The 21,807-nt window shown below is 71.4% G+C and carries 23 protein-coding genes; 12 read left to right on the plus strand and 11 right to left on the minus strand.

Annotated features, from left to right (window positions below):
* Window positions 1-75 precede the first annotated feature (75 nt).
* The gene (locus tag VT52_RS16345) at window positions 76-1,746 is read right to left on the minus strand and encodes a fumarate hydratase (RefSeq protein ID WP_046423472.1); all 1,671 of its coding nucleotides are present in this window, start codon (window positions 1,744-1,746) and stop codon (window positions 76-78) included.
* Between the two features lie 156 nt (window positions 1,747-1,902).
* Between VT52_RS16345 and VT52_RS16350 the strand changes: the two genes are divergently transcribed.
* Together VT52_RS16350 and VT52_RS16355 are read left to right on the plus strand one after the other, a co-directional pair.
* Window positions 1,903-2,601 (plus strand): DUF1707 SHOCT-like domain-containing protein, encoded by a 699-nt coding sequence (locus VT52_RS16350; protein WP_046423474.1) that lies wholly within the window; start codon window positions 1,903-1,905, stop codon window positions 2,599-2,601.
* A 120-nt stretch (window positions 2,602-2,721) separates the two neighbouring features.
* Window positions 2,722-3,096: a WhiB family transcriptional regulator gene (locus VT52_RS16355; protein WP_046423476.1), complete on the plus strand. Its 375-nt coding sequence runs from the start codon at window positions 2,722-2,724 to the stop codon at window positions 3,094-3,096.
* A 134-nt stretch (window positions 3,097-3,230) separates the two neighbouring features.
* Here VT52_RS16355 and glpX read toward each other — a convergent pair whose 3' ends face one another.
* A complete protein-coding gene (gene glpX / locus VT52_RS16360; protein WP_046423478.1) occupies window positions 3,231-4,265 on the minus strand; it encodes a class II fructose-bisphosphatase in 1,035 nt (344 codons plus the stop codon).
* 126 nt (window positions 4,266-4,391) lie between these two features.
* Here glpX and VT52_RS16365 point away from each other — a divergent pair, with 126 nt between their 5' ends.
* Window positions 4,392-4,934 (plus strand): DUF4245 domain-containing protein, encoded by a 543-nt coding sequence (locus tag VT52_RS16365; RefSeq protein ID WP_079175074.1) that lies wholly within the window; start codon window positions 4,392-4,394, stop codon window positions 4,932-4,934.
* 64 nt (window positions 4,935-4,998) lie between these two features.
* Here the strand turns inward: VT52_RS16365 and VT52_RS16370 are convergent, their stop codons facing one another.
* The 3 genes from VT52_RS16370 to xseA form a co-directional block, all read right to left on the minus strand.
* On the minus strand, window positions 4,999-5,589 hold the full coding sequence (locus VT52_RS16370; protein WP_046423480.1) for a malonic semialdehyde reductase: 591 nt from the start codon (window positions 5,587-5,589) through the stop codon (window positions 4,999-5,001).
* Window positions 5,590-5,718: 129 nt separating this feature from the next.
* Window positions 5,719-5,958: an exodeoxyribonuclease VII small subunit gene (locus tag VT52_RS16375; protein WP_046423482.1), complete on the minus strand. Its 240-nt coding sequence runs from the start codon at window positions 5,956-5,958 to the stop codon at window positions 5,719-5,721.
* Window positions 5,955-7,163: an exodeoxyribonuclease VII large subunit gene (gene xseA, locus VT52_RS16380; protein ID WP_046423484.1), complete on the minus strand. Its 1,209-nt coding sequence runs from the start codon at window positions 7,161-7,163 to the stop codon at window positions 5,955-5,957. Before xseA ends, VT52_RS16375 begins: the two co-directional genes overlap by 4 nt.
* A 92-nt stretch (window positions 7,164-7,255) precedes the next feature.
* Between xseA and VT52_RS16385 the strand changes: the two genes are divergently transcribed.
* Together VT52_RS16385 and ppgK are read left to right on the plus strand one after the other, a co-directional pair.
* Entirely contained in the window at window positions 7,256-8,263 is a 1,008-nt protein-coding gene (locus VT52_RS16385; RefSeq protein WP_046423486.1) for a 4-hydroxy-3-methylbut-2-enyl diphosphate reductase, read from the plus strand.
* A gap of 49 nt (window positions 8,264-8,312) precedes the next feature.
* Window positions 8,313-9,059: a polyphosphate--glucose phosphotransferase gene (gene ppgK, locus VT52_RS16390; RefSeq protein ID WP_046423488.1), complete on the plus strand. Its 747-nt coding sequence runs from the start codon at window positions 8,313-8,315 to the stop codon at window positions 9,057-9,059.
* A 72-nt stretch (window positions 9,060-9,131) separates the two neighbouring features.
* Here ppgK and VT52_RS16395 read toward each other — a convergent pair whose 3' ends face one another.
* Window positions 9,132-9,671: a DUF6542 domain-containing protein gene (locus tag VT52_RS16395; RefSeq protein ID WP_206306529.1), complete on the minus strand. Its 540-nt coding sequence runs from the start codon at window positions 9,669-9,671 to the stop codon at window positions 9,132-9,134.
* A gap of 187 nt (window positions 9,672-9,858) precedes the next feature.
* On the opposite strand from VT52_RS16395, the gene ychF reads away from it, so the two are divergent.
* The gene (gene ychF / locus VT52_RS16400; RefSeq protein ID WP_046423490.1) at window positions 9,859-10,947 is read left to right on the plus strand and encodes a redox-regulated ATPase YchF; all 1,089 of its coding nucleotides are present in this window, start codon (window positions 9,859-9,861) and stop codon (window positions 10,945-10,947) included.
* An 84-nt stretch (window positions 10,948-11,031) separates the two neighbouring features.
* On the opposite strand, the gene VT52_RS16405 is transcribed toward ychF, so the two are convergent.
* The 4 genes from VT52_RS16405 to VT52_RS16420 all read right to left on the minus strand — a co-directional run bounded on the left by VT52_RS16405 (window position 11,032) and on the right by VT52_RS16420 (window position 12,687).
* A complete protein-coding gene (locus VT52_RS16405; protein ID WP_030207783.1) occupies window positions 11,032-11,295 on the minus strand; it encodes a type II toxin-antitoxin system RelE family toxin in 264 nt (87 codons plus the stop codon).
* On the minus strand, window positions 11,288-11,557 hold the full coding sequence (locus VT52_RS16410; RefSeq protein WP_046423493.1) for a type II toxin-antitoxin system Phd/YefM family antitoxin: 270 nt from the start codon (window positions 11,555-11,557) through the stop codon (window positions 11,288-11,290). The genes VT52_RS16405 and VT52_RS16410 overlap by 8 nt, the downstream gene beginning before the upstream one ends.
* A 486-nt stretch (window positions 11,558-12,043) precedes the next feature.
* On the minus strand, window positions 12,044-12,436 hold the full coding sequence (locus VT52_RS16415) for a type II toxin-antitoxin system VapC family toxin (RefSeq protein ID WP_046423494.1): 393 nt from the start codon (window positions 12,434-12,436) through the stop codon (window positions 12,044-12,046).
* Window positions 12,436-12,687, minus strand: a complete 252-nt coding sequence (locus VT52_RS16420; RefSeq protein ID WP_046423495.1) for a hypothetical protein — start codon at window positions 12,685-12,687, stop codon at window positions 12,436-12,438. The genes VT52_RS16415 and VT52_RS16420 overlap by 1 nt, the downstream gene beginning before the upstream one ends.
* Before the next feature lie 146 nt (window positions 12,688-12,833).
* Between VT52_RS16420 and VT52_RS16425 the strand changes: the two genes are divergently transcribed.
* On the plus strand, window positions 12,834-15,014 hold the full coding sequence (locus VT52_RS16425) for a DEAD/DEAH box helicase (protein ID WP_206306530.1): 2,181 nt from the start codon (window positions 12,834-12,836) through the stop codon (window positions 15,012-15,014).
* Window positions 15,015-15,491: 477 nt separating this feature from the next.
* Here VT52_RS16425 and VT52_RS16430 read toward each other — a convergent pair whose 3' ends face one another.
* Window positions 15,492-16,049 (minus strand): hypothetical protein, encoded by a 558-nt coding sequence (locus VT52_RS16430; protein ID WP_046423498.1) that lies wholly within the window; start codon window positions 16,047-16,049, stop codon window positions 15,492-15,494.
* Window positions 16,050-16,325: 276 nt separating this feature from the next.
* Here VT52_RS16430 and VT52_RS16435 point away from each other — a divergent pair, with 276 nt between their 5' ends.
* The 5 genes from VT52_RS16435 to VT52_RS16455 are packed head-to-tail and all read left to right on the plus strand — an operon-like array spanning window position 16,326 to window position 21,802.
* Window positions 16,326-17,639: an NAD(P)/FAD-dependent oxidoreductase gene (locus tag VT52_RS16435; RefSeq protein ID WP_046423499.1), complete on the plus strand. Its 1,314-nt coding sequence runs from the start codon at window positions 16,326-16,328 to the stop codon at window positions 17,637-17,639.
* Window positions 17,633-18,370 (plus strand): DUF1365 domain-containing protein, encoded by a 738-nt coding sequence (locus VT52_RS16440; protein WP_046423500.1) that lies wholly within the window; start codon window positions 17,633-17,635, stop codon window positions 18,368-18,370. Before VT52_RS16435 ends, VT52_RS16440 begins: the two co-directional genes overlap by 7 nt.
* The gene (locus VT52_RS16445) at window positions 18,367-19,692 is read left to right on the plus strand and encodes a class I SAM-dependent methyltransferase (protein WP_079175076.1); all 1,326 of its coding nucleotides are present in this window, start codon (window positions 18,367-18,369) and stop codon (window positions 19,690-19,692) included. Before VT52_RS16440 ends, VT52_RS16445 begins: the two co-directional genes overlap by 4 nt.
* Window positions 19,689-21,002: an SAM-dependent methyltransferase gene (locus VT52_RS16450; protein ID WP_046423502.1), complete on the plus strand. Its 1,314-nt coding sequence runs from the start codon at window positions 19,689-19,691 to the stop codon at window positions 21,000-21,002. The genes VT52_RS16445 and VT52_RS16450 overlap by 4 nt, the downstream gene beginning before the upstream one ends.
* Window positions 20,999-21,802 carry a DUF1295 domain-containing protein gene (locus VT52_RS16455; RefSeq protein WP_046423503.1) on the plus strand — a complete coding sequence of 268 codons (804 nt, stop codon included), beginning with the start codon at window positions 20,999-21,001 and terminating at the stop codon, window positions 21,800-21,802. The genes VT52_RS16450 and VT52_RS16455 overlap by 4 nt, the downstream gene beginning before the upstream one ends.
* Window positions 21,803-21,807 lie beyond the last annotated feature (5 nt).

The following is a 21,807-nucleotide window of genomic DNA, read 5'->3' on the forward strand; positions in this document are numbered from 1 at the left end:
ACCGGGTACAGCGGGCGGGGGCCCGTGGATGTTCCGGGGGCCGGGCCGTCGGCCGTGGCCCAGCCCCCGTACGGGTCAGGCCGGACCGGGGCCGCGCACCGGAATGGAGGTGAACGTCGGCTGGGGGGCCGGGTCCTGGAAGAAGTCGTTGCCCTTGTCGTCCACGACGATGAACGCCGGGAAGTCCTCGACCTCGATCTTCCAGACGGCCTCCATGCCCAGCTCCTCGTACTCCAGGACCTCCACCTTCTTGATGCAGTCCTGGGCGAGGCGGGCCGCGGGCCCGCCGATGGAGCCGAGGTAGAAGCCGCCGTGGGCGTCGCACGCGTCGGTGACCTGCTTGCTGCGGTTGCCCTTGGCGAGCATCACCTTGGAGCCGCCGGCCGCCTGGAACTGTGCCACGTAGGAGTCCATCCGGCCGGCCGTGGTCGGCCCGAAGGAGCCGGACGCGTAGCCCTCGGGCGTCTTGGCCGGGCCGGCGTAGTACACCGGGTGGTCCTTCAGGTACTGCGGCATCTCCTCGCCGGCGTCCAGGCGCTCCTTGATCTTGGCGTGCGCGATGTCGCGGGCCACGACCAGCGGACCGGTCAGCGACAGCCGGGTCTTGACCGGGTACTTGGTCAGCTCGGCGAGGATCGTGTCCATCGGCTGGTTGAGGTCGATCTCGACGACGTCGCCCTCGGTCCGCAGGTGCTCGTCCGTCGTCTCCGGCAGGAACCGGGCCGGGTCCCGCTCCAGCTGCTCCAGGAAGACGCCCTCGGCGGTGATCTTCGCGACGGCCTGGCGGTCGGCCGAGCAGGACACGGCGATGGCGACCGGGCAGGACGCGCCGTGCCGGGGCAGCCGGACCACGCGGACGTCGTGGCAGAAGTACTTGCCGCCGAACTGCGCGCCGATGCCGATCTTCTGGGTCAGCTCGAAGACCTTCTCCTCCAGGTCCTTGTCCCGGAAGCCGTGGCCGAGCGGCGAACCCTCGGTGGGCGCGTCGTCCAGGTAGTGCGCGGAGGCGTACTTCGCGGTCTTGAGCGCGTACTCCGCGCTGGTGCCGCCGACGACGATCGCCAGGTGGTACGGCGGGCACGCGGCCGTACCGAGCGAACGGATCTTCTCCTCCAGGAACTTCATCATGGAGGCCTCGTTCAGGACGGCCTTGGTCTCCTGGTACAGGAAGGACTTGTTGGCCGAGCCGCCGCCCTTCGCCATGAACAGGAACTTGTAGGCGCCGCCGTCCGTCGCGTACAGCTCGATCTGCGCGGGCAGGTTGGAGCCGGTGTTCTTCTCCTCCCACATGGTGAGCGGAGCCATCTGCGAGTAGCGCAGGTTCAGCTTGGTGTAGGCGTCGTAGATGCCGTGCGAGAGGTGCTTCTCGTCCGTGCCCTCGGTGAGGACGTCCTGGCCGCGCTTGCCCATGACGATTGCCGTGCCGGTGTCCTGGCACATCGGCAGCACGCCCGCCGCCGCGATGTTCGCGTTCTTCAGCAGGTCCAGGGCGACGAACTTGTCGTTCGCGGACGCCTCGGGGTCGTCGATGATGCGGCGCAGCTGGGCGAGGTGGGCCGGGCGCAGGTAGTGCTGGATGTCGTGGATGGCCTCCGCGGCCAGCGCCCGCAGTGCCCCGGGCTCCACCTTGAGGAACGTCCGTCCGTCCGGGCCCTCGACGGTGGACACGCCCTCGGACGTGACCAGCCGGTAGGGGGTGGTGTCCTCTCCCTGGGGGAGCAGATCGGTGTACGCGAACTCAGGCATCTCAGCCCATTCCTCACTCTGACGGACGGCGCCCGTCGACGCCGGCGGGCCCGTCCAGCGTAGAACCTGCCGCCGACGGCGGACTTGTGAGGTAAGGCTCAGTCGAGTCATCCACACCCCTAGTCGCGATCTATCGCGTTTCGGTACGCTGCTGCCGTGGACCTTCAGAAGCCCGCCCGTACCCAGGACGCCACCCCGAGCGTCTCCGCCCTGCGTGCCTCGGACGCCGACCGCGACCGGGTCGCCGACATCCTCCGCGAGGCCCTCGCCGAGGGCCGGCTCACCGCCGACGAGCACGCCGAGCGCGTGGACGGCGTGCTGAACGCGAAGACGGTCGGCGAACTGGAGGTCTTCATCCAGGACCTGCCCGCCGCCCACGAGCACCCGTCCCGTGCCGCCTTCACCCCCGCCCCGCCGCGCCCCACGGACGAGATACCCGGCGAGTCCGACGCCAACGTGGTGGCGGTCCTCAGCAGCGCCGTCCGCCGGGGCCGCTGGCGCGCCGGGCGCCGGCTGCACGCGTACTCGGTCTTCGGCAGCGTCGAGATCGACCTCAGCGAGGCGATCTTCGAGTACCAGCAGGTCGTGATCAAGGCCGTCTCGGTCTTCGGCGACATCCAGATCCGCGTCCCGGAGAACGTGTCGCTGCGCGGCACCGGCGGCGGCGTCCTCGGCAACTTCGACGTGGCGACCCTGGACTCGACCGAGACGGACGCGCCGGTCGTCTACGTCGACGGCTGGGCCGTCCTCGGCAACGTGGAGGCGCGGCCCAGGCGCGGCAAACTCGTCTCGGACATCCTGGAGCGGGTTCAGGACAAGGTCGAGCGGAAGCTGCGCAAGCGCCTCGACCGCTGACGGCCGCGAACTCCCCGGCGACCGCCCCGCCTTCGGGAACGCAGTGCATAGGCGCGCGTACAGCGGGTAGGGCTTGCTGCATCGTCTCTCGCTCGCGAAGCCGTCGTCAGGAGTAGACCCGTGCTGCAACCGCCGCATTCGTCCCTGCAGGTAGCTGCCGTACCGGCCCAGCGGGTGCCAGCGCGGGAGCGGGACCAGGAGGCACCCTGGCACACCGAGGCCGTGTGCCGGCGCGACGAGGCGGGGCTGTTCTTCGCCCCGTCCAAGGAGCCGACCGCCGCCCGGCTGTCCCGCGAGGAGGCGGCCAAGCGCGTCTGCGCCCGCTGCCCGGTCATGGTCGAGTGCCGCGAACACGCCCTCCTCCAGCCCGAGCCCTACGGCGTCTGGGGCGGTCTGACGGCGGCCGAGCGCCGCGTGGTCCTGGCGCGGCGCCGCCGCCGCGAACTGGACCTGAAGAAGACGGCCCGTGTGACGACGGACCGCATAGCCGGCTAGGGCCTCTCGTCTGGATCAGGTCGGCTCCGGGCGGCGGCACCTCGCCGCCGCTCCGGGACCCCGGCGAGATCCGGAGGAGAGGCCCTGGCGGACGAAGCGCCCCCTTTGCACAGGGGGCGCTCCCGCCGCTCTGCCTACTTGGCCCGCTCGAAGTCGATCGCGCTGTAGGCCCGCAGCTTGCTGAGCCGGTGCTCGGAGTCGATCCGGCGCACCGTGCCCGACTTCGAGCGCATCACGATCGACTCGGTGAGCGCGGTCTCCGACCGGTACCGCACACCGCGCAGCAGCTCACCGTCGGTGATGCCGGTGGCCACGAAGAACACGTTCTCCCCGGAGACCAGGTCGTCCGTCGTGAGCACCCGGTCGAGATCGTGCCCGGCGTCGACGGCCCGCTGCCGCTCCTCGTCGTCCTTGGGCCAGAGCTTGCCCTGGATCGTGCCGCCCAGGCACTTCACGGCGCACGCGGAGATGATGCCCTCGGGCGTACCGCCGATGCCGAGCAGCAGGTCGACGCCCGTGCCCTCGCGCAGCGCGTAGACGGACCCGGCGACATCGCCGTCGGAGATCAGCTTGATGCGGGCGCCGGCCTCCCGGACCTCCTTGATCAGGCCCTCGTGCCGGGGCCGGTCCAGGATGACGACGGTGACGTCCTCCGGGGTCGCCTTCTTCGCCTTGGCGATCCGCCGGATGTTGACGGCGACGGGCGCGTCGATGTCCACGAAGTCCGCGGCCTCGGGGCCGGTGACCAGCTTGTCCATGTAGAACACGGCGGACGGGTCGAACATGGCGCCGCGCTCGGCGGCGGCCAGCACCGCGATGGCGTTCGGCATGCCCTTGGCGGTCAGCGTGGTGCCGTCGATCGGGTCGACGGCGATGTCCACCTCGGGGCCGGTGCCGTCGCCGATGTGCTCCCCGTTGAAGAGCATCGGGGCTTCGTCCTTCTCGCCCTCGCCGATGACGACGACGCCGTTCATCGAGACGGTGGAGACGAGGGACCGCATGGCGCGCACCGCGGCACCGTCGGCGCCGTTCTTGTCACCGCGCCCGACCCAGCGGCCGGCGGCCATGGCCGCGGCTTCGGTCACCCGGACGAGTTCCAGGGCGAGGTTGCGGTCGGGAGCCTCGGCGGGAACATCGAGTTCGGAGGGCAGGTGATGATTTTCGGTCATCGGGGCGCACCTTTCTGATACGGCGACGGCCGGATGAGGGTCTGGGCCATGACTCTATCGTTAGGCAGACAAAATGAGCAGGGGACCCCACGTTTGAGCGCATGAGGCACCTGCGACGATAGGGGCGTGGCAGGTTCGAAAGGCAAGCAGAAGACGGCCCGGGACATGATTCTCTCCCTGGCCCTGATCGGTATCGCGGCGGCGGTCGTCTACCTCTTCGCCATCCCGCACGACAATCACGCTCCGGACCTCAAGCGGGTCGACTACCGGGTCGAGCTGATCACGGCCCGCAGGGCGGCGAGCTACCCGGTGGCGGGGCCCGAGGGCCTGTCCGACGCCTGGAAGGCCACCTCCGTGAGCTACGACGGCGCGAACGGCGACTACTGGCACCTGGGTTTCCAGACCCCGGATGCCCAGTATGTCCAGATCGAGCAGTCGGCGCAGAAGCGGGCCGACTTCATCGGCCAGGCCACCCAGGGCGCGAAGGCCACCAAGAGCACCGAGCGGATCGACGGCCGCACCTGGACCCGCTACACCGGCGGCCGCTACGACGCCCTCGTCCTGGAGGACACGCCCGGCTCGACCACGGTGGTCGCCGGCACGGCCTCCTTCACCGAACTGACGAAGATGGCGTCCGTGCTCCGGATGGAGAAGACGTCCGCGTCCTGACCGACCGGACACCGACGGAGAGGCCCCCGGCGATGCCGGGGGCCTCTCCGTCGTGCGGGGCGGCTCAGACGGTCGTGACGACGTCCTCGTACGCGAGCCGCGGGGAGCGCGGGTGCGACGCGTCCGGGCCCGGCCTGCCGATGTTGACGACCATCAGCGGGGTGTGGTCGTCGTCCAGGAACTCCTTGCGCACGCCCTCGGAGTCGAACCCGGTCATCGGGCCCGCGGCGAGGCCGGCGGCGCGCACGCCGACGATGAAGTAGGCGGCCTGGAGCGCGGCGTTCAGGGCGGCGGAGCGCTCGCGCACCGGGCGCTCGGCGAAGAAGGCGTCCTTGGCGGCCGGGAAGGCCGGGAACAGGGCCGGCAGCTCCTCGTGGAACTCGTTGTCCGCGGAGAGGATCGCGACCAGCGGGGCGGTGGCGGTCTTCGGCCGGTTGCCCTCGGCCATGTGCGCCACCAGGCGCTCGCGGGCCTCGGGGGAGCGGACCAGGGTGACGCGCAGCGGGGTCTGGTTGAAGGCGGTGGGGCCGTACTTGACCAGGTCGTAGATCGCCCGGACCTGCTCCTCGGTCACCGGCTCGTCGGTGAAGGCGTTCGCGGTGCGGGCCTCGCGGAACAGCAGGTCCTGGGCGGCGGGGTCGAGAACGAGAGACATCGTGACTTCCTCGGTGATGCGTACGGTCCGCTCCGGACCGCTGCTGACCGTACGACCCTACGGCAGTCGAGGTTTAACGTTCAACAATAATGAGGGTCGAGTGGTCCACCCCACAGTCCCGGGCGGGCCCTACTCGCCCTCCGCGCCCTCTTCCTCCTCCGCGAGCGCTGCGTCCAGGCGGGCGCGCGCCCCCTCCAGCCAGCGCCGGCACACCTTGGCCAGCTCCTCCCCGCGCTCCCACAGCGCCAGGGAGTCCTCCAGCGAGGCGCCACCCGCCTCCAGCCGCCGTACGACCTCGATCAGTTCGTCCCGCGCCTGCTCGTACGAGAGCGTCTCTCCCGCCCCGCCGGTCTCCGTCTTGCCGGTCATTCGCCCACCTTCACCGTGAATTCGCCGTCGGCGACGCGCGCTCGCAGCGCCTCGCCCTCACTCACCTCGCCCGCGGCGCGCACCACGTGCCCGTCGGAGCGTTGCAGTACCGCGTAGCCGCGCTTCAGCGTGGCCGCGGGGGACAGGGCCACCACACGCGCGTGCGTGTGCGCCAGCTCCGAGTCCGCCCGGTCCAGCAGATGGCCGAGGGTGCGCCGGCTCCGCCCGGCCAGGGAGGCCACATGGTCGGCCCGCTCGTCGAGCATCCGGTGCGGGTCCTCCATCGCGGGCCGGGCCAGCGCGTGCGCCAGCCCCCGCTCCTCGCGCTCCAGCAGCGTGTGCGCACAGCGCCGGGCGCGATCCCGCAGCATCCGCACCCGCTCCAGCTCCTCGCCCACGTCCGGTACGACCTTCTTGGCCGCGTCGGTCGGGGTGGAGGCGCGCAGATCGGCGACCAGGTCGAGCAGCGGACTGTCCGGCTCGTGCCCGATCGCGGACACGACCGGGGTACGGCACCCCGCCACCGCCCGTACCAGCTGCTCGTCGGAGAACGGCAGCAGATCCTCCACGCTGCCGCCGCCCCGGGCGACGACGATGACGTCCACGTCCTCGATCGCGTCCAGCTCCTCGACCGCCCGCACGACCTGCGGGACTGCGTGCACCCCCTGCACGGGGACGTTGCGCACCTCGAAGCGGACCGCGGGCCAGCGATGCCGCGCGTTCTCCAGCACGTCCCGCTCCGCCGCGGAGGCCCGCCCGCAGACCAGGCCGATCAGCTGCGGCAGGAACGGCAACGGCTTCTTGCGCTCCGCCGCGAACAGTCCCTCCGCCGCGAGCGACTTCTTCAGCCGCTCCAGCCGGGCCAGCAGCTCGCCGACCCCGACCGGCCTCATCTCGGCCGCGCGCAGCGAGAGCTGGCCCCGCGGCGCGTACCACTCCGGCTTGGCGAGCACCAGGACGCGGGCGCCCTCGCCGACGACGTCCGCCACGGCGTCGAACACCTGCCGGAAGCAGGTCACGCTGACCGAGATGTCGTACGACGGGTCGCGCAGCGTCAGGAACACGACGCCGGCGCCCGGCCGCCGCGACAGCTGGGTGATCTGCCCCTCGACCCACACCGCGCCCAACCGGTCGATCCATCCCCCGATCAGCCGGGAGACCTCACCGACCGGCAGGGGCGCCTCAGGGGTCGTCTTCAAAACCATGCGCCGAGCGTAATGGCCGCCACCGACAGGGAGGTCCGGACGAGCGCGGGCGGCTGATCCCGGTGCGGTCGCGCGCCCCCTACGATGGACCCATGACCGCTTCGCCTCGCCGCCGTGTCCTGCTCGCCGCCCCCCGAGGCTACTGCGCCGGCGTGGACCGCGCCGTGATCGCCGTCGAGAAGGCCCTGGAACAGTACGGCGCGCCGATCTACGTCCGGCACGAGATCGTCCACAACAAGTACGTCGTGCAGACCCTGGAGAAGAAGGGCGCCGTCTTCGTCGAGCGCACGGACGAGGTGCCCGAGGGCAACATCGTCATGTTCTCGGCCCACGGCGTGGCCCCCGTCGTCCACGAGGAGGCCGCCCGCGGCCGCCTCGCCACCATCGACGCCACCTGCCCCCTGGTCACCAAGGTCCACAAGGAAGCCGTCCGGTACGCGGGCGAGGACTACGACATCCTGCTGATCGGCCACGAGGGCCACGAGGAGGTCATCGGCACCTCCGGCGAGGCCCCCGACCACATCCAGCTGGTCGACGGCCCCGAGGACGTCGCCAAGATCGAGGTCCGCGACCCCGAGCGCGTCGTGTGGCTGTCGCAGACCACCCTCTCCGTGGACGAGACCATGGAGACCGTCGACGCCCTGAAGACCAAGTTCCCTGGCCTGGTCTCCCCACCCAGCGACGACATCTGCTACGCCACGCAGAACCGCCAGACCGCCGTGAAGCAGATGGGCGCAGACTCCGACCTGGTCATCGTCGTCGGCTCCCGCAACTCCTCCAACTCCAAGCGCCTGGTCGAGGTCGCGAAGCTCGCCGGTGCCCGCGAGGCGTACCTGGTGGACTACGCCGACGAGATCGACGAGACCTGGCTGGAGGGCGTGAGCACCGTCGGCGTCACCTCCGGCGCCTCCGTCCCCGAGGTGCTGGTCGAGCAGGTCCTGGAGTGGCTCGCCGAGCGCGGCTACGCGGACGTGGAGATCGTCAAGACCGCCGAGGAGTCCATCACCTTCTCGCTGCCCAAGGAACTCCGCCGCGACCTGCGCGAGGAGGCGGCCAACCTGGTGGCCGAGCGCGGCGGATCGGGCGCTTCCCAGGAGTGATCACGGCCGGGCGGACGTGACTGTCGGTGGCCCGTCGTAACGTGGAGCCATGCAGATCTTCGGCGTGGACATCGGCGGATCCGGGATCAAGGGCGCCCCTGTGGACCTCGACAGGGGCGACCTCGCCCAGGAGCGCTGCAAGGTGCTCACCCCCCACCCGGCGACGCCCGACGGCGTGGCCGACGGGGTCAAGCAGGTGATCGACCACTTCGGCTGGACCGGCCCGGTGGGCCTGACCTTCCCCGGAGTGGTCACCGGCGGCGCGACGGTCCGTACGGCGGCCAACGTCGACAGGAGCTGGGTCGACACCGACGCGCGCGCCCTGTTCGGCAGCAGACTGGGCGGCCTGCCGGTGACCGTGGTCAACGACGCGGACGCGGCGGGCGTCGCCGAGATGCAGTTCGGCGCGGGCCGGGGCCGCGGGGGCACGGTCATCCTGCTCACCTTCGGCACCGGCATCGGCAGCGCCGTCTTCGCGGACGGCGTCCTGGTCCCCAACACCGAGCTGGGCCACCTGGAGCTGGGCGGCCACGACGCCGAGCACAAGGCGTCCAGCAAGGCCAAGGAGGACCACGACCTGAGCTGGGAGCAGTGGGCGCGCCGCGTCCAGAAGTACCTGGCGCACGTGGAGATGCTGTTCTCGCCCGAGGTGTTCATCATCGGCGGCGGGGTCAGCCGCAAGGCCGACAAGTTCCTGCACCACATCGAGGGCATCAAGGCCGACATCGTCCCCGCGCAGCTCCAGAACAACGCGGGGATCGTGGGGGCGGCGATGCGGGCGGCGCAGCTGTCGTGACGGACGCGACGCGCGGGAGCGCGTCACCAGGCACCGCGTCCTGATCCCCTCCTCCGCGGGCGTTCGCCGCCCTCAGCGCTGCCGCCTCCGCCGCCGTACCCACCGCACCCGTCGTACGAGCACGATCACCCCGGCGGCCAGCGTCCCCCCGTACAGCCAGCCGGCCTGGGTGGCCAGCCCGGTCGCCAGGCCCATCAGGCGGCCGAGCATCCCCTCGCGCCCGTCGGAGACCACGAGCAGCCCGGTGGCGAAGGCGATGGGCACGGCGACGGGCGCGGTCAGCACGTCCCCGGGGCGCACCCACAGCGCGGTCAGCACGCACACGGGCAGGAACAGCGCGCCGTACACCGGCAGCGAGCCGTCGAGGAGCAGCTGGTCCAGGCAGCCCAGGAGGAACATCGTGGCGACGCAGAACAGCCCGCCGCCGAGCCCGGTGAGCCGGGGGCCCGGCAGTCTCGCACCCGGCACCGGCCGGGCCGGCCACGGCTGTCCCGGGCCGCGCCCCGCCTCCGGGCCCGGCGGGCGGCGCCGGGCCTGCGGCGGCAGCTGGGCGCGGGGCTGAGGGCCGCGTCGCCGTCCGTCGTTCGGGGGTCGCGTTCTGTGCTGCTCCATTGGACCAACTTAGGTCTGCTTATGTGCCCGATCGGCTCCCAGACACGCCGATGCGCGGACCTTGGCCGGGAGGGCGGCGCTCCCGGGAGAGGGGCGCGCGGAACGCCGTAGACTGGTGGATCGGCCAGTGTCCTCCGAGGGCCTGGCAGCCCCAGCTCCTGGCCCTCTCACCACGGGAAGTCGCAACGTGTCGCTCACGATCGGAATCGTCGGCCTGCCCAACGTCGGCAAGTCGACCCTGTTCAACGCCCTGACCAAGAACGACGTGCTGGCGGCCAACTACCCGTTCGCCACGATCGAGCCCAACGTCGGCGTGGTCGGCGTGCCCGACGGCCGGCTGGCCCAGCTGGCCTCGATCTTCAGCTCGGAGCGCATCCTCCCGGCGACGGTCGACTTCGTGGACATCGCCGGCATCGTGCGCGGCGCGTCCGAGGGCGAGGGCCTGGGCAACAAGTTCCTCGCGAACATCCGCGAGTCGGACGCGATCTGCCAGGTCATCCGCGCCTTCAAGGACGAGAACGTCGTCCATGTCGACGGCAAGGTCTCGCCCAAGGACGACATCGAGACGATCAACACCGAGCTGATCCTCGCCGACCTCCAGACCATCGAGAAGGTCCTGCCGCGGCTCCAGAAGGAGTCCCGGATCAAGAAGGACGTCGCGCCGAAGGTCAAGGCGGTCGAGGAGGCCAAGGAGATCCTGGAGAAGGGCGACACGCTCTTCGCGCACGGCATCCTCCAGGGCACCGAGCGGGCCGAGCTGCTGCACGACCTGCACCTGCTGACCACCAAGCCGTTCCTCTACGTCTTCAACGTGGACGAGGACGAGCTCACGGACGAGGACTTCAAGGACGAGCAGCGCGCGCTGGTCGCCCCCGCCGAGGCGATCTTCCTGAACGCCAAGCTGGAGGCCGACCTCGCCGAGCTGGACGAGGACGAGGCCCTCGAACTCCTCCAGTCCGTCGGCCAGGAGGAGCCCGGCCTCGCCACCCTGGCCCGCGTCGGCTTCAACACCCTCGGCCTCCAGACCTACCTCACGGCCGGCCCCAAGGAATCCCGCGCCTGGACCATCAAGAAGGGCGCCACCGCACCGGAGGCGGCCGGTGTCATCCACACCGACTTCCAGAAGGGCTTCATCAAGGCCGAGGTCATCTCCTTCGCCGACCTCGTCGCCACCGGCTCCGTGGCCGAGGCCCGCGCCAAGGGGAAGGCGCGGATGGAGGGGAAGGACTATGTGATGCAGGACGGGGATGTGGTGGAGTTCCGCTTCAACGTCTGATTTGACGTGCAGAAACGACCTGACCTGCGAGAACGTGGGTCAGGCCGTTGTGCTGTCCGTAGCGGTCCACGGAACCTGGAGCAGCTACGTGTCGTAGACCGTGGAGCGGTGTCCGACGTGTACGACCCACACCACCAGCTCCCCGTTGTCGATCGTGTAGACGACACGGTAGTCACCGACCCGAAGGCGGCGGCGCTCAGGCTGGGACACGAGTGCGGTGGTGTTGAAGCCGAAGGGGTCGCTCTCCAGCTCTGTCAGTTTGGCCAGGATGCGAAGCGCCATGTCACGCGGGATCTTGCGCAGCTCCGCCTGGGCCTCGGGCCGGAACACCGTGCGGTAGTCACTCACTGCGTTCCAGCGTCTCCCTCATCACGTCCTCGATCGGGACGCCGACGGCCGGCCTCGCCATGCGCTCGTCGATGATGCGGTTGATCTCGCGCTCCTCCCACTCCTGGTACTTGCGCAGCACGTCGATCGAGACCACGGCGGCGACCTGCTTGCCGCGACGGGTGATGACAGTGGGCACGTCGTCGCGGTCGGCCCGTTCGACGACTTCGGCCAAGTGGGCGCGTACGTCGCGGATGGACTCTATGGGCAGTGGCTGAGTCATGCTTCAAGGGTACCGAGTGTGCCATGTGTACACAACGTTTACGGGTCCCGACCGGGTGTCGGGGGTCAGCGGTAGCAGTATGCGGGGATATGGCGAGAGCAGGACACCACGGGCCGCGCGGAGTGTTACGGCTTCCATCTGACCGTGAAGGGCACGCCTGCTTCGATCGAGCTCGACGCCCGTGCCGCCCGGCTCCTGGGCGAGCGAGGGTTCGCCAGTCCCGCAGACGGTCCGCAGGATGCTCGTACCCGCCCGTCGGAGGTCAACGCGACCAAACGGTGAAATGCCTGGTCAGAGGCTCCGGTGGGACTCCATCGCTGGTCAGGATCGGCTCGCAGGCATTCCGCTTCAACGACTGACGCTATGTCAATACTTTTGCCCGACGCGCCTGTTGGCGAGTCGGGCGCAAGCGTGTGTCCGCGGTGAGCCCTCGATCCCGCGATGCGGTGACAGCGTTTGGCCGGGCGGCGTTGCCGCGACGCGGTCTCAGACCTTGACGACCTCCACGGAAGGGCCGCACAGGAGTGTCAGGTCCTCGGGGTCGGAGGTGAGGACGGTGACCGGCTGGGGCGCGCTGCGGGCGATGGCGGCGAGAACGGCATCGATGGCGTACTTGTGACCGTGAAGGTGATGGGTGCGAAGGAGGACGGCGGCCCGGTCGGTGATCTCCTTGGTGACGTCGTGAACGTCGACGCGGGAGAGGACCCACTTGATGCGGGCCGGGTGGATGCGCTCGTAGTCGGCCTCAAGCGTGGTCATGGCGCTGGCGGCGACGCGTACGCCCTCCTCCGACGCCGCCTGGACCAGAGCCACGACGGTGCGGTCCTTGCGGTAGAGCTTCGAGAGTCCTTCGCTGTCGAGCAGGAGGGTGCCGGGCATCAGGCGGCGGCCCCGCCGGCCTGCCGGTGGTCGTGGCGCAGCAGCGCCCGGGCGGCCTCGATCTCCTCGCGGGTGAGAGCTTCGTTGTCGGTCTCGAAGTCGGCGACGATCTCCCGCAGCTTGTCCATGGCGACCCTCTGTTCGAGGGCCTCGGCGACGTAGGCGGAGAAACCGCCGGGCCCGACATGGGCGCGTACGGCCTCGGCGAGATCTTCGGGCAGGCTGATCGAATACTTCCTGCTACCGCTCATGGTGCTGATCCTACCGGTAGTCGTAAGTCTGAGGGTGTGAATGACTGCCCCGAGTTTCGGTCCACCCGCAGGGAGCCGCGAACGTCTGTCGAGGCCCCGTGGGAGCGGTGGGAGGATGCGAGGAGGGTCAGAGAGGGGCGGGGAGCGTGGGGCGTGGGGAGCGGGACACGGTCGCGAGGGGAGCGCGACTGCATGAGGCGGCTCAGGCAGTGGTCGGTGACCACGGAAGGGCAGTGGAGGCGGTACGGGCGGCACTGAAGCCGATCCACGATGCGGCGGTGAAGCGGGAGCTCGACACCATTCCCGTCGCCCGGCTGCAGGACGTCACCGAAGGACGGCTGCGGCTGGGGAGCGTCGAGAAGAGCGGACTGCGCACCCTGGGCAGTGTTCTCGAAGCGGGCCCCTACCGGTTGCGGCAGATTCCCGGTGTCGGGCAGCGCACCGTCGACCAGATGCTCGCCGCCGCCCGCAGGCTCTCCGAGGCTGTGTACGAGACCGTGGCCGTCCACATCGACGTGGACCAGCCGGAGCCGCGCACCACCGCGCTCGTCATGGCCCTGCACGTCCTGGTGGAGGCCGGCCCGGACGCCCGGCGTGCGGTCGACAAGGCCACCGCCCTGGCGGAACGGCTCGGTCCGTTGCTGGCCGACGCGAGGCCCGCCGCCGGAAGGGTCAGGATGCTTCTGGCCGGCCGGGAGAAGAAGGTTCGCGCGTGGGCGGCGGTCGCCGAGATCCGGTCGCTGGTGGACGAGGCGGAGCGGGCCGGTCTGCCCGAGCTGCTCGCCCAGGCGTCCGTGGACCTGCTCCGGGGGCTCTCGTCCGACGTCGCGGCCTGGGTGGACTTCGAACTCCGCTCCGCGGAGTACTACAGCCTGCTCGCCGAGATCTCCGGGCGGCTGCCGGACGCGGCTGCCGCGGAGGGCTTTCTGCCGGACGAGATCGCGGAGCGGGTACGGACCCAGCACCTCGACGACACGCACCGGCGGGTCTCCCTGCGCGGATACCAGGCGTTCGGCGCACGGTTCGCGCTTGCGCAGCGCAAGGTGATACTCGGCGACGAGATGGGCCTCGGGAAGACCATCCAGGCGATCGCCGTCCTCGCCCACCTGGCTGCCGAGGGACAGAGTCACTTCATGGTCGTCTGCCCGGCGAGCGTCCTCGTGAACTGGACTCGGGAGATCGAGGACCGCAGCGCCCTGCGCGTCATGGTGCTCCACGGTCCTGACCGGCACTACGCGTTCGCCGACTGGAAGGGGCGGGGCGGGGTGGGGGTGACCACGTTCGACGCACTGCGCGGATTTCCGGCGCCGGGCGGCGGGGAGGTCGGACTCCTTGTCGTCGACGAAGCGCACTCCGTGAAGAACCCGAAGACCAAGCGGTCTCAGTCGGTCGCCCTGTGGACGGAGCGTTGTGAGCGCAGCCTCTTCATGACCGGGACCCCGATGGAGAACCGGGTCGTGGAGTTCCGCAACTTGGTCCAGATGCTCGACGGCGACGTCGCGGACTCCCTCGGTGAACGGGACGCGTTGGCCGGATCGGTCGCCTTCCGCAAGGCTGTGGCCCCGGTCTACCTGCGGCGCAACCAGGAGGACGTGCTGACGGAACTCCCGAGCCTTCAACAGACCGACGAGTGGGAGGAGCTGAGCGCTTCGGACGAGGAGGCGTACCGCGACGCCGTGCGCGCGGGCAACTTCATGGCCATGCGCAGGGCCGCCTACATGCGCCCTGAGAAGTCGGCCAAGTTGGACCGGCTCCGGGAGATACTCCAGGAGGCCGGCGAGAACGGGCAGAAGACGGTGGTCTTCTCCAACTTCAAGGACGTACTGGGCGTGGTGAAGGAGGCGCTCGCGGCCGGAACCGCCGGGGCCACTCCGGTGTTCGGTCCGCTGACCGGCGGCGTCCCGGCCCAGCGTCGCCAGGAGATCGTCGACGACTTCGCCGGTGTCCAGGGCCCGGCTGTGCTCCTAGGGCAGATCCAGGCAGCGGGCGTCGGCCTCAACATGCAGGCCGCCTCCGTCGTCGTCATCTGCGAACCCCAGATCAAGCCGACCATCGAACATCAGGCGGTGGCCCGGGCCCACCGTATGGGCCAGGTCAGGCCGGTTCGCGTGCACCGTATCCTCGCCGCCGGAGGCGTCGACGAACGCATGGTGAAGATGCTGGAGACCAAGACGCGCCTGTTCGATGCCTATGCCCGCCGCAGCGCCGTGGCCGAAGCCACCCCGGACGCGGTCGACGTGTCGGACACCGAGCTGGCACGTCGCATCGTCGAGGAGGAACAGGCACGTCTGGGTATGACGGACGAGAGGCCCCCGTCGTCCGAGTGAGGGTGTCCTCCGGTCCGCAGGCAGTCCGCAGGACACCCGTAAAAGGCTGTCGGAAGCCAACGCACGCCAACCAGGAAACCCCAGGTCAAAGCCCTGCGCGGGGCTCCGCCGCAGGTCTGGATCAGATCGCAGGTATTCCGCTTCAACGTGTAGCGGGTGACGTCGCACCTCGTCGACGATCTGGCGGGCATACAGGCCAGAAAGGGCCCGGCTCTTCGGAGCCGGGCTCTTTGCCTTTCCGCGCCGGATGGTGCTGGGACGGCATGAAACGCCCGTCGGGTCACGGGTCGCGGTCCTCGGCCGCCCAGTCCTCGAAGGAGGCGCGCGTCAGGTCGAGCCATGTTCGCGCCGTCGCCCATGGCCGGGCGGCGGGCTTCGCTGTCCGGGCGCCGCGGCCGGTTCGCGGCCGGTTCGCGGGACACCCGTGAACGGTTGTCGGGAGCCGAGGCGTGCCGGCGAGGCCGCCGGCCACCGGGGTCAGGGCCGGCTTCGCCGTGCGGGGCCGGTCGGGAACAGGGGTTCGTAGGGCAGGTGGTCGTCGTCCGGCACGCGCGGCACGTAGTCCGGGGCCGTGCGTGCGGCAACGGCCAGCAGGCGGGCGGCAGCCTCCTCCTCGGAGACGGAGGCAAGCCCGAGGGCGTGCAGAAGGTGGTCGCGCTCGGCGTCGAAGTCCGGGTGCTCCTCACGGAGTTCCTCGCCGAGTTCGCTGATCGTGAAGCCCTTCGCCAGGTCGCGCCAGAAGGGCAGCACGACGATGAGCGTGAGCGCCTCGACGAGGTCGGCGCCGATCAGTGTCGCCCGGCCCTCGGAGTCGGCGTACAGGACGGGCCGCTCCCCGGCCCCGGCTTCCCCGCAGAGGAAGTACGTGCCGCCCGCGCCGCATCCGGCTATCGGGTGCAGCGTGCCGCCGGACGGGAGTACGAGGTCCTCGACGGGGTCCCGGCGGTCGACGTCGAAGTCGCCGGGCCAGGCCAGCGTGGCAGCCGACGACGAGTCCTGTTCGAGGCGGCGGAGCAGAGTGTCCGATGCGGTCATGGGCGGGAAGGTAACAGCACCCTCCGACAGGGGGCCGACCGCTTCGGCCCGCGGCTTTGGCCGCTGAGGCCGTGACCGCCTTCGCTCGCAGGCGTGTGCGTGTGCGTGTGCGTGTGCGTGTGCGCGTCCCGGCCTGGATCCCGGTACGGGGCAGGTGGGCGTGCGGTCGGCCGGGTCACCGCTTCCGTGCCGATTGAACGGCGATATGGCCAATCCGCCGCCCGAGCCGCTCCGGATTACGCGCGGACCCTGATCACCGAGGGTGGGAGGAAGGCGATGGAGCGGACGTCGGCAGGTGCCGGGCACGATACGGGGGGCTCGGCCGGCCAGCGGCGCGGCACGGCCGTGGTGGGCTCCGGGGTGGCGGGGCTGACCGCCGCGTACGTCCTGGGCCGAACCCGTCGTGTCACCTTGTACGAGGCCGACGACCGGCTCGGCGGACACGCGCACACGCATGAACTGGTGTCCCCGTACGACGGTCGGGTGCACCGCGTCGACTCCGGGTTCATCGTGCACAACCGCCGTACCTATCCGAACCTGCTGCGGCTGTTCGGCGAACTGGGCGTCGCCACGCAGGAGTCGGAGATGAGCATGTCGGTGCGGTGCGAGGGCTGCGGTCTGCAGTACGCCGGTGCCCGCGGCCCGGCCGGACTGCTCGCCGGCCCCCGCAACCTGCTGCGCGGCAGCTATCTGCGGCTGCTGGCGGAGGTGCCCGCCTTCCACCGTGCGGCCCGCCGGCTGCTGGCAGGAGGGGGCGAACAGGGTCTCACCCTCGGCGGATTCCTCGACCGGGAGGGCTTCTCCCCTTATTTCCGCAGCCACTTCATGGCCCCCGTGGTCTCGGCGGTGTGGTCCTGCGACGCCGTCACCGCCGAGCACTACCCGGCCGCCTACCTGTTCCGGTTCCTCGCGCACCACGGGATGCTGTCGGTGAGCGGCTCCCCGACGTGGCGCACGGTCACCGGCGGTTCGCGGGAGTACGTCGACCGGATCGCCAAGCAGATCGCCGAGGTCCGCACCGGCTCACCCGTACGGGCCGTCCGGCGGCACGCCGACGGGGCCGACGTCACCACCGAGGACGGCACGACCGAGTCGTACGACGCCGTCGTGATCGCCGTCCACCCGGACCAGGCGCTACGGCTGCTCGCCGACCCGACCGAGCGGGAGCGCGAGGTGCTCGGCGCCTTCCGCTACTCCCGCAACACCACCCTCCTGCACACCGACACCCGGCTGCTGCCGCCCGCCCGCGGGGCCCGCGCCTCCTGGAACTACCTGATGCCCTCGTGCGCGGCCGCCGCCGACCGGGTGCGGGTCAGCTACGACATGAACCGGCTCCAACGCCTCGACGCCGCCGAGACGTTCGTGGTCACCCTGGGCGGCGAGGACCGCGTCGACCCCGGCCGGGTACTGGCCCGCATGGTCTATGAACACCCCGTCTACACGACCGAGTCGGTGGCCGCGCAGCGACGGCTGCCCGAACTGGACGGTCCCGTCTGCGCGTTCGCGGGCGCCTACCACGGCTGGGGGTTCCACGAGGACGGCTGCCGTTCCGGCGTCGAGGCCGCCGCGGCGCTGGGAGAGCGATGGTGACGACCGTACCCGCGCTCTATCCGTGCACCATCGCGCACGTGCGCACCCGCCCCCGGCGGTACGCGCTGCGCCACCGCACGTACCTGTGGCTCGTCGACCTCGACCGTCTGCCCCGACTTCCGTCCCTTCTGCGGCCGTTGGCCCGCTTCGACGCACGCGACCACTTCACCGGCGACCGGCCCTCGATCCGGGCCGGCCTGGAGGACTTCCTCGCCGCGCACGGTGTGTCCCTGGACGGCGGACACGTCCTGATGCTCACCCACGCCCGGGTGTTCGGGTACGTCTTCAACCCGCTCACCCTGTACTGGTGCCACGGCCCCGACGGCGACCCGCGCTGTGTGGTCGCCGAGGTCCACAACACGTACGGCGGCCGCCACTGCTATCTGCTGACCCCGGACGCGACCGGGAGCGCGCGTACCGACAAGGAGTTCTACGTCTCGCCGTTCTTCCCGGTGGACGGCCACTACCGCATGCGCCTGCCCCGCCCCGGCGAGCGGCTCGATCTCACCGTGCACCTGGACCGCGAGGGCGGACGGGCCTTCACGGCGACGGTGCGCGGCGGCCGGCGGGCGGCCACGGCCCGCGCGCTGCTGCGGCAGGCGCTGCGCCACCCCTGGTCCACCCTCGTCGTGTCGGCCGCGATCCGCGCCCACGGCATACGGCTCTACCTGCGGCGACTGCCCGTCCAGCGCCGCCCCGACAACCACCGCACCCCGGAGAAAACGACATGAGGACAGCTCAAGCCCGCCCCGAAGTCCCCGCGCCCGCCGTCGCCGTGGACCCCGGCTCCGGTCCCCGCGCCGTGGACCCCGGCTGCGCACCCCTCGCCGTGGACCCCGTCCGCTGGCCGGACGTCGCCGTGGTGCCGCCCGCGTCGTGGGCACGCAGGACGGCGACCGAGACCGTCGTCGGGCGGGCCCTGCGCGGGCTGCCGGTGCGGGCCCGGTTCGCCGGCGGCGACACCCTGGGGCTGGGCGGGCCGCTGCTGGAGGTGCGCGATCCGGCCGCCTTCCACGCGCGGATCGGGGCCGGCGGCCTGGTCGGGTTCGGCGAGTCCTACATGGCCGGTGAGTGGGACGCCCCCGATCCGGTCGCCGTCCTGACGGTGCTGGCCGAGCACGCCGCCGACCTGGTGCCCGCCCCGCTGCAGCGGCTGCGCCGGCTGTGGGCGCCGCGCCACCCGCGGGACGAGCGCAACACACCCGACGGGTCCCGCTCCAACATCAGCCGCCACTACGACCTGTCCAACGACCTGTTCGCGCTCTTCCTCGACAGCACCCTCACCTACTCCTCGGCCGTCTTCCGGGGCTTCCCGGCGAGCTGGGACCGGCTCCCCGCCGCTCAGCACCGCAAGATCGACCGGCTGCTCGACCTGGCCGGCGTCGGCGCGGGCACCCGGCTGCTGGAGATCGGCACCGGCTGGGGCGAACTCGCCCTGCGGGCCGCCGCCCGCGGCGCCCGCGTCACCTCGCTCACGCTCTCCCGCGAGCAGCGCGCCCTGGCCCTGGAGCGGGTGCGAGCGGCGGGACTCGACGACCGGGTCTCGATCGAGCTGTGCGACTACCGCGAGGCCCGCGGCACGTACGACGCCGTGGTCAGCGTGGAGATGATCGAGGCGGTCGGCGCGGAGTTCTGGCCGACGTACTTCCGCACGCTCGACGAACGGCTGGCACCGGGCGGCCGGGTCGCGCTCCAGGCCATCACCATGCCGCACGAGCGGATGCTCGCCTCCCGGCACACCTTCACCTGGATCCACAAGTACGTCTTCCCCGGCGGCCTCATCCCCTCCACGCGGGCGATCGAGGAGACCGCACGCGAGCACACCCGCCTCGGCCTGACCCGCCGGGACGCGTTCGGCGCCCACTACGCCGAGACCCTGCGCCTGTGGCGGGAGCGTTTCACCGAACGCGCCGCGGACGTCGGGGCCCTGGGCTTCGACGAGACCTTCCGGCGCCTGTGGACCTTCTACCTGGCCTATTCCGAGGCCGGCTTCCGGGCCGGCTATCTCGACGTCCAGCAGTACCTCTTCACGAAGGAGAACCCCGGCCGATGAGCACCACCGCGCCGACCGAGGCCCCCGGCGCCGCCCACCGGCTCGCCGCCCTCGCCGAGGACCTGCTCGGCGGGCCGCTGCCGGTGCGGCTGCGCGCCTGGGACGGCAGCGAGACCGGTCCGGCGGACGCCCCGGTGGCCGTCCTGCGTTCCCGGCGCGCGCTGCGCCGCCTGCTGTGGCAGCCCGGCGAGCTGGGCCTGGCACAGGCGTACGTCACCGGTGAACTCGACGTGGAGGGCGATCTCGCGCAGGGCCTGCGCACGGCGTGGGCCGCCCGGCGCGAGCGGGGGCCGCACCGGCCCAGGCCGGCCCCCGCCGACCTGGTACGTGCCCTCGCCACCGCCGCACGGCTCGGCGCGGTCGGCCCCCGCCCCGCCGCCCCCGCCTCCCAGGCGCGGCTGCGCGGCGGCCTGCACAGCCGGGCCCGCGACCGGGCCGCCATCAGCCACCACTACGACCTCTCCAACGACTTCTACGCCCTCCTGCTCGACGAGACGATGGCCTACTCCTGCGGCTACTGGGCGGGCGACGACCCCGGCCTCACGCCCGCCGGCGCCCAGCGGGCCAAGCTGGAGCTGATCTGCCGCAAGCTCGCTCTGAAGCCCGGCGCCCGGCTGCTGGACATCGGCTGCGGCTGGGGCTCGCTCACCCTGCACGCGGCCGAACGGCACGGAGCGATGGTCACCGCCGTGACGCTGGCCCGGGAGCAGGCGGCGTACGTGCGAGAGCGGGTGCGCGAACGCGGGCTGGCCGAACGGGTGGAGGTGGTGTGCCAGGACTACCGGGACATCGAGGGCGGCGGCTTCGACGCCGTCTCCTCCGTGGAGATGGGCGAGCACGTCGGCGACGCCGGGTACCCGGCCTTCGCCGTCGCGCTGCACCGCCTCGTGCGGCCGTGCGGACGGGTGCTGGTGCAGCAGATGTCACGCGGCCCGGACAACCCCGGCGGCGGTCCCTTCATCGAGGCGTACATCGCCCCCGACATGCACATGCGCCCGCTCGGCGAGACCGTGGCCCTGCTCGCGCGGGCCGGCCTGGAGGTCCGGCACACCGAGTCGCTGCGCGAGCACTACGTCCGCACCATCGCCGCCTGGCACCGCACCCTGGAGGAGCGCTGGGAGTCGTTCGTCCGCATGGTGGGCGAGGAGACCGCGCGGGTGTGGCGGCTCTACCTGGTCGGCGGGGCGCTGGCCTTCGAGGAGGGGCGCATGGGCGTCGACCAGATCCTCGGCGTCCGGCCGGGTACCGGCGGTGACAGCGGCATGCCGGCGACGACGAGCCAGTGGTACGAGGGGCTGGAGCGGGCGTGAGCGGCTTCGCGTGGGGCGCGTTCGCGCTCAACCTCGCCTGGGCCGCCGGCGCGGCGCTCGTGGTCATGCTGGTCACCTTCGCCGTCGCGGTGCGCTCGGGCCTGCATCGGATCGTGGACATCGCCTGGGGGATCGGTTTCACCGCCGTGGCCGTGGTGTCCTTCGCCGCGTCCGCCGGGCAGGGCGATCTGCCGCGACGGCTGCTGGTGACCGCGCTGACCGCCGTGTGGGGGCTGCGGCTCGCCACGCACATCGCGCGCCGGGGGCGGGGCCACGGCGAGGACCCGCGCTACGACGCGCTGCTCGCGAAGGCACCCGGCAACCGGAACACGTACGCCCTGCGGATGGTCTACCTGCTGCAGGGTGCCCTGGTGTGGCTGGTGTCGTTGCCCGTCCAGGCCGCGCAGTACGTGCCGGGCCCGCTGTCCGCGGTCGCCTGGTCCGGCACCGTGCTCTGGGCGGTCGGCCTCGGCTTCGAGGCGGTCGGCGACGCCCAACTCGCCCGTTTCAGGGCCGATCCCGCCAACAAGGGAAGGATCATGGACCGCGGCCTGTGGTCCTGGACCCGGCATCCCAACTACTTCGGCGACTTCTGTGTCTGGTGGGGCCTGTTCCTGCTCGCCTGCGACGCCCCGGCGGCGGCCGCCGTGTCCGTGGTCTCCCCGGTGGTGATGAGCCTCCTGCTGATCAAGGGCAGCGGAAAGCGGCTGCTGGAACGGCACATGGCCGGCCGGCCGGGCTACGCCGGGTACGTGGCGCGCACCAGCGGCTTCTTCCCCCGCCCGCCGAGGCACCGGTGAGGCCC

The sequence above is a fragment of the Streptomyces malaysiense genome, from assembly GCF_000980885.2.
Taxonomy (GTDB): Bacteria; Actinomycetota; Actinomycetes; order Streptomycetales; family Streptomycetaceae; genus Streptomyces; species Streptomyces malaysiense.

Bases quoted from the DNA above. Each gene is read 5' to 3' on its own strand.
- VT52_RS16345 (WP_046423472.1), bottom strand. From the start codon at position 1,746: ATGCCTGAGTTCGCGTACACCGATCTGCTCCCCCAGGGAGAGGACACC.
- glpX (WP_046423478.1), bottom strand. From the start codon at position 4,265: ATGACCGAAAATCATCACCTGCCCTCCGAACTCGATGTTCCCGCCGAG.
- VT52_RS16370 (WP_046423480.1), bottom strand. From the start codon at position 5,589: ATGTCTCTCGTTCTCGACCCCGCCGCCCAGGACCTGCTGTTCCGCGAG.
- VT52_RS16375 (WP_046423482.1), bottom strand. From the start codon at position 5,958: ATGACCGGCAAGACGGAGACCGGCGGGGCGGGAGAGACGCTCTCGTAC.
- xseA (WP_046423484.1), bottom strand. From the start codon at position 7,163: ATGGTTTTGAAGACGACCCCTGAGGCGCCCCTGCCGGTCGGTGAGGTC.
- VT52_RS16385 (WP_046423486.1), top strand. From the start codon at position 7,256: ATGACCGCTTCGCCTCGCCGCCGTGTCCTGCTCGCCGCCCCCCGAGGC.
- ppgK (WP_046423488.1), top strand. From the start codon at position 8,313: ATGCAGATCTTCGGCGTGGACATCGGCGGATCCGGGATCAAGGGCGCC.
- VT52_RS16395 (WP_206306529.1), bottom strand. From the start codon at position 9,671: ATGGAGCAGCACAGAACGCGACCCCCGAACGACGGACGGCGACGCGGC.
- VT52_RS16410 (WP_046423493.1), bottom strand. From the start codon at position 11,557: ATGACTCAGCCACTGCCCATAGAGTCCATCCGCGACGTACGCGCCCAC.
- VT52_RS16415 (WP_046423494.1), bottom strand. From the start codon at position 12,436: ATGCCCGGCACCCTCCTGCTCGACAGCGAAGGACTCTCGAAGCTCTAC.
- VT52_RS16420 (WP_046423495.1), bottom strand. From the start codon at position 12,687: ATGAGCGGTAGCAGGAAGTATTCGATCAGCCTGCCCGAAGATCTCGCC.
- VT52_RS16430 (WP_046423498.1), bottom strand. From the start codon at position 16,049: ATGACCGCATCGGACACTCTGCTCCGCCGCCTCGAACAGGACTCGTCG.
- VT52_RS16435 (WP_046423499.1), top strand. From the start codon at position 16,326: ATGGAGCGGACGTCGGCAGGTGCCGGGCACGATACGGGGGGCTCGGCC.
- VT52_RS16440 (WP_046423500.1), top strand. From the start codon at position 17,633: ATGGTGACGACCGTACCCGCGCTCTATCCGTGCACCATCGCGCACGTG.
- VT52_RS16445 (WP_079175076.1), top strand. From the start codon at position 18,367: ATGAGGACAGCTCAAGCCCGCCCCGAAGTCCCCGCGCCCGCCGTCGCC.
- VT52_RS16450 (WP_046423502.1), top strand. From the start codon at position 19,689: ATGAGCACCACCGCGCCGACCGAGGCCCCCGGCGCCGCCCACCGGCTC.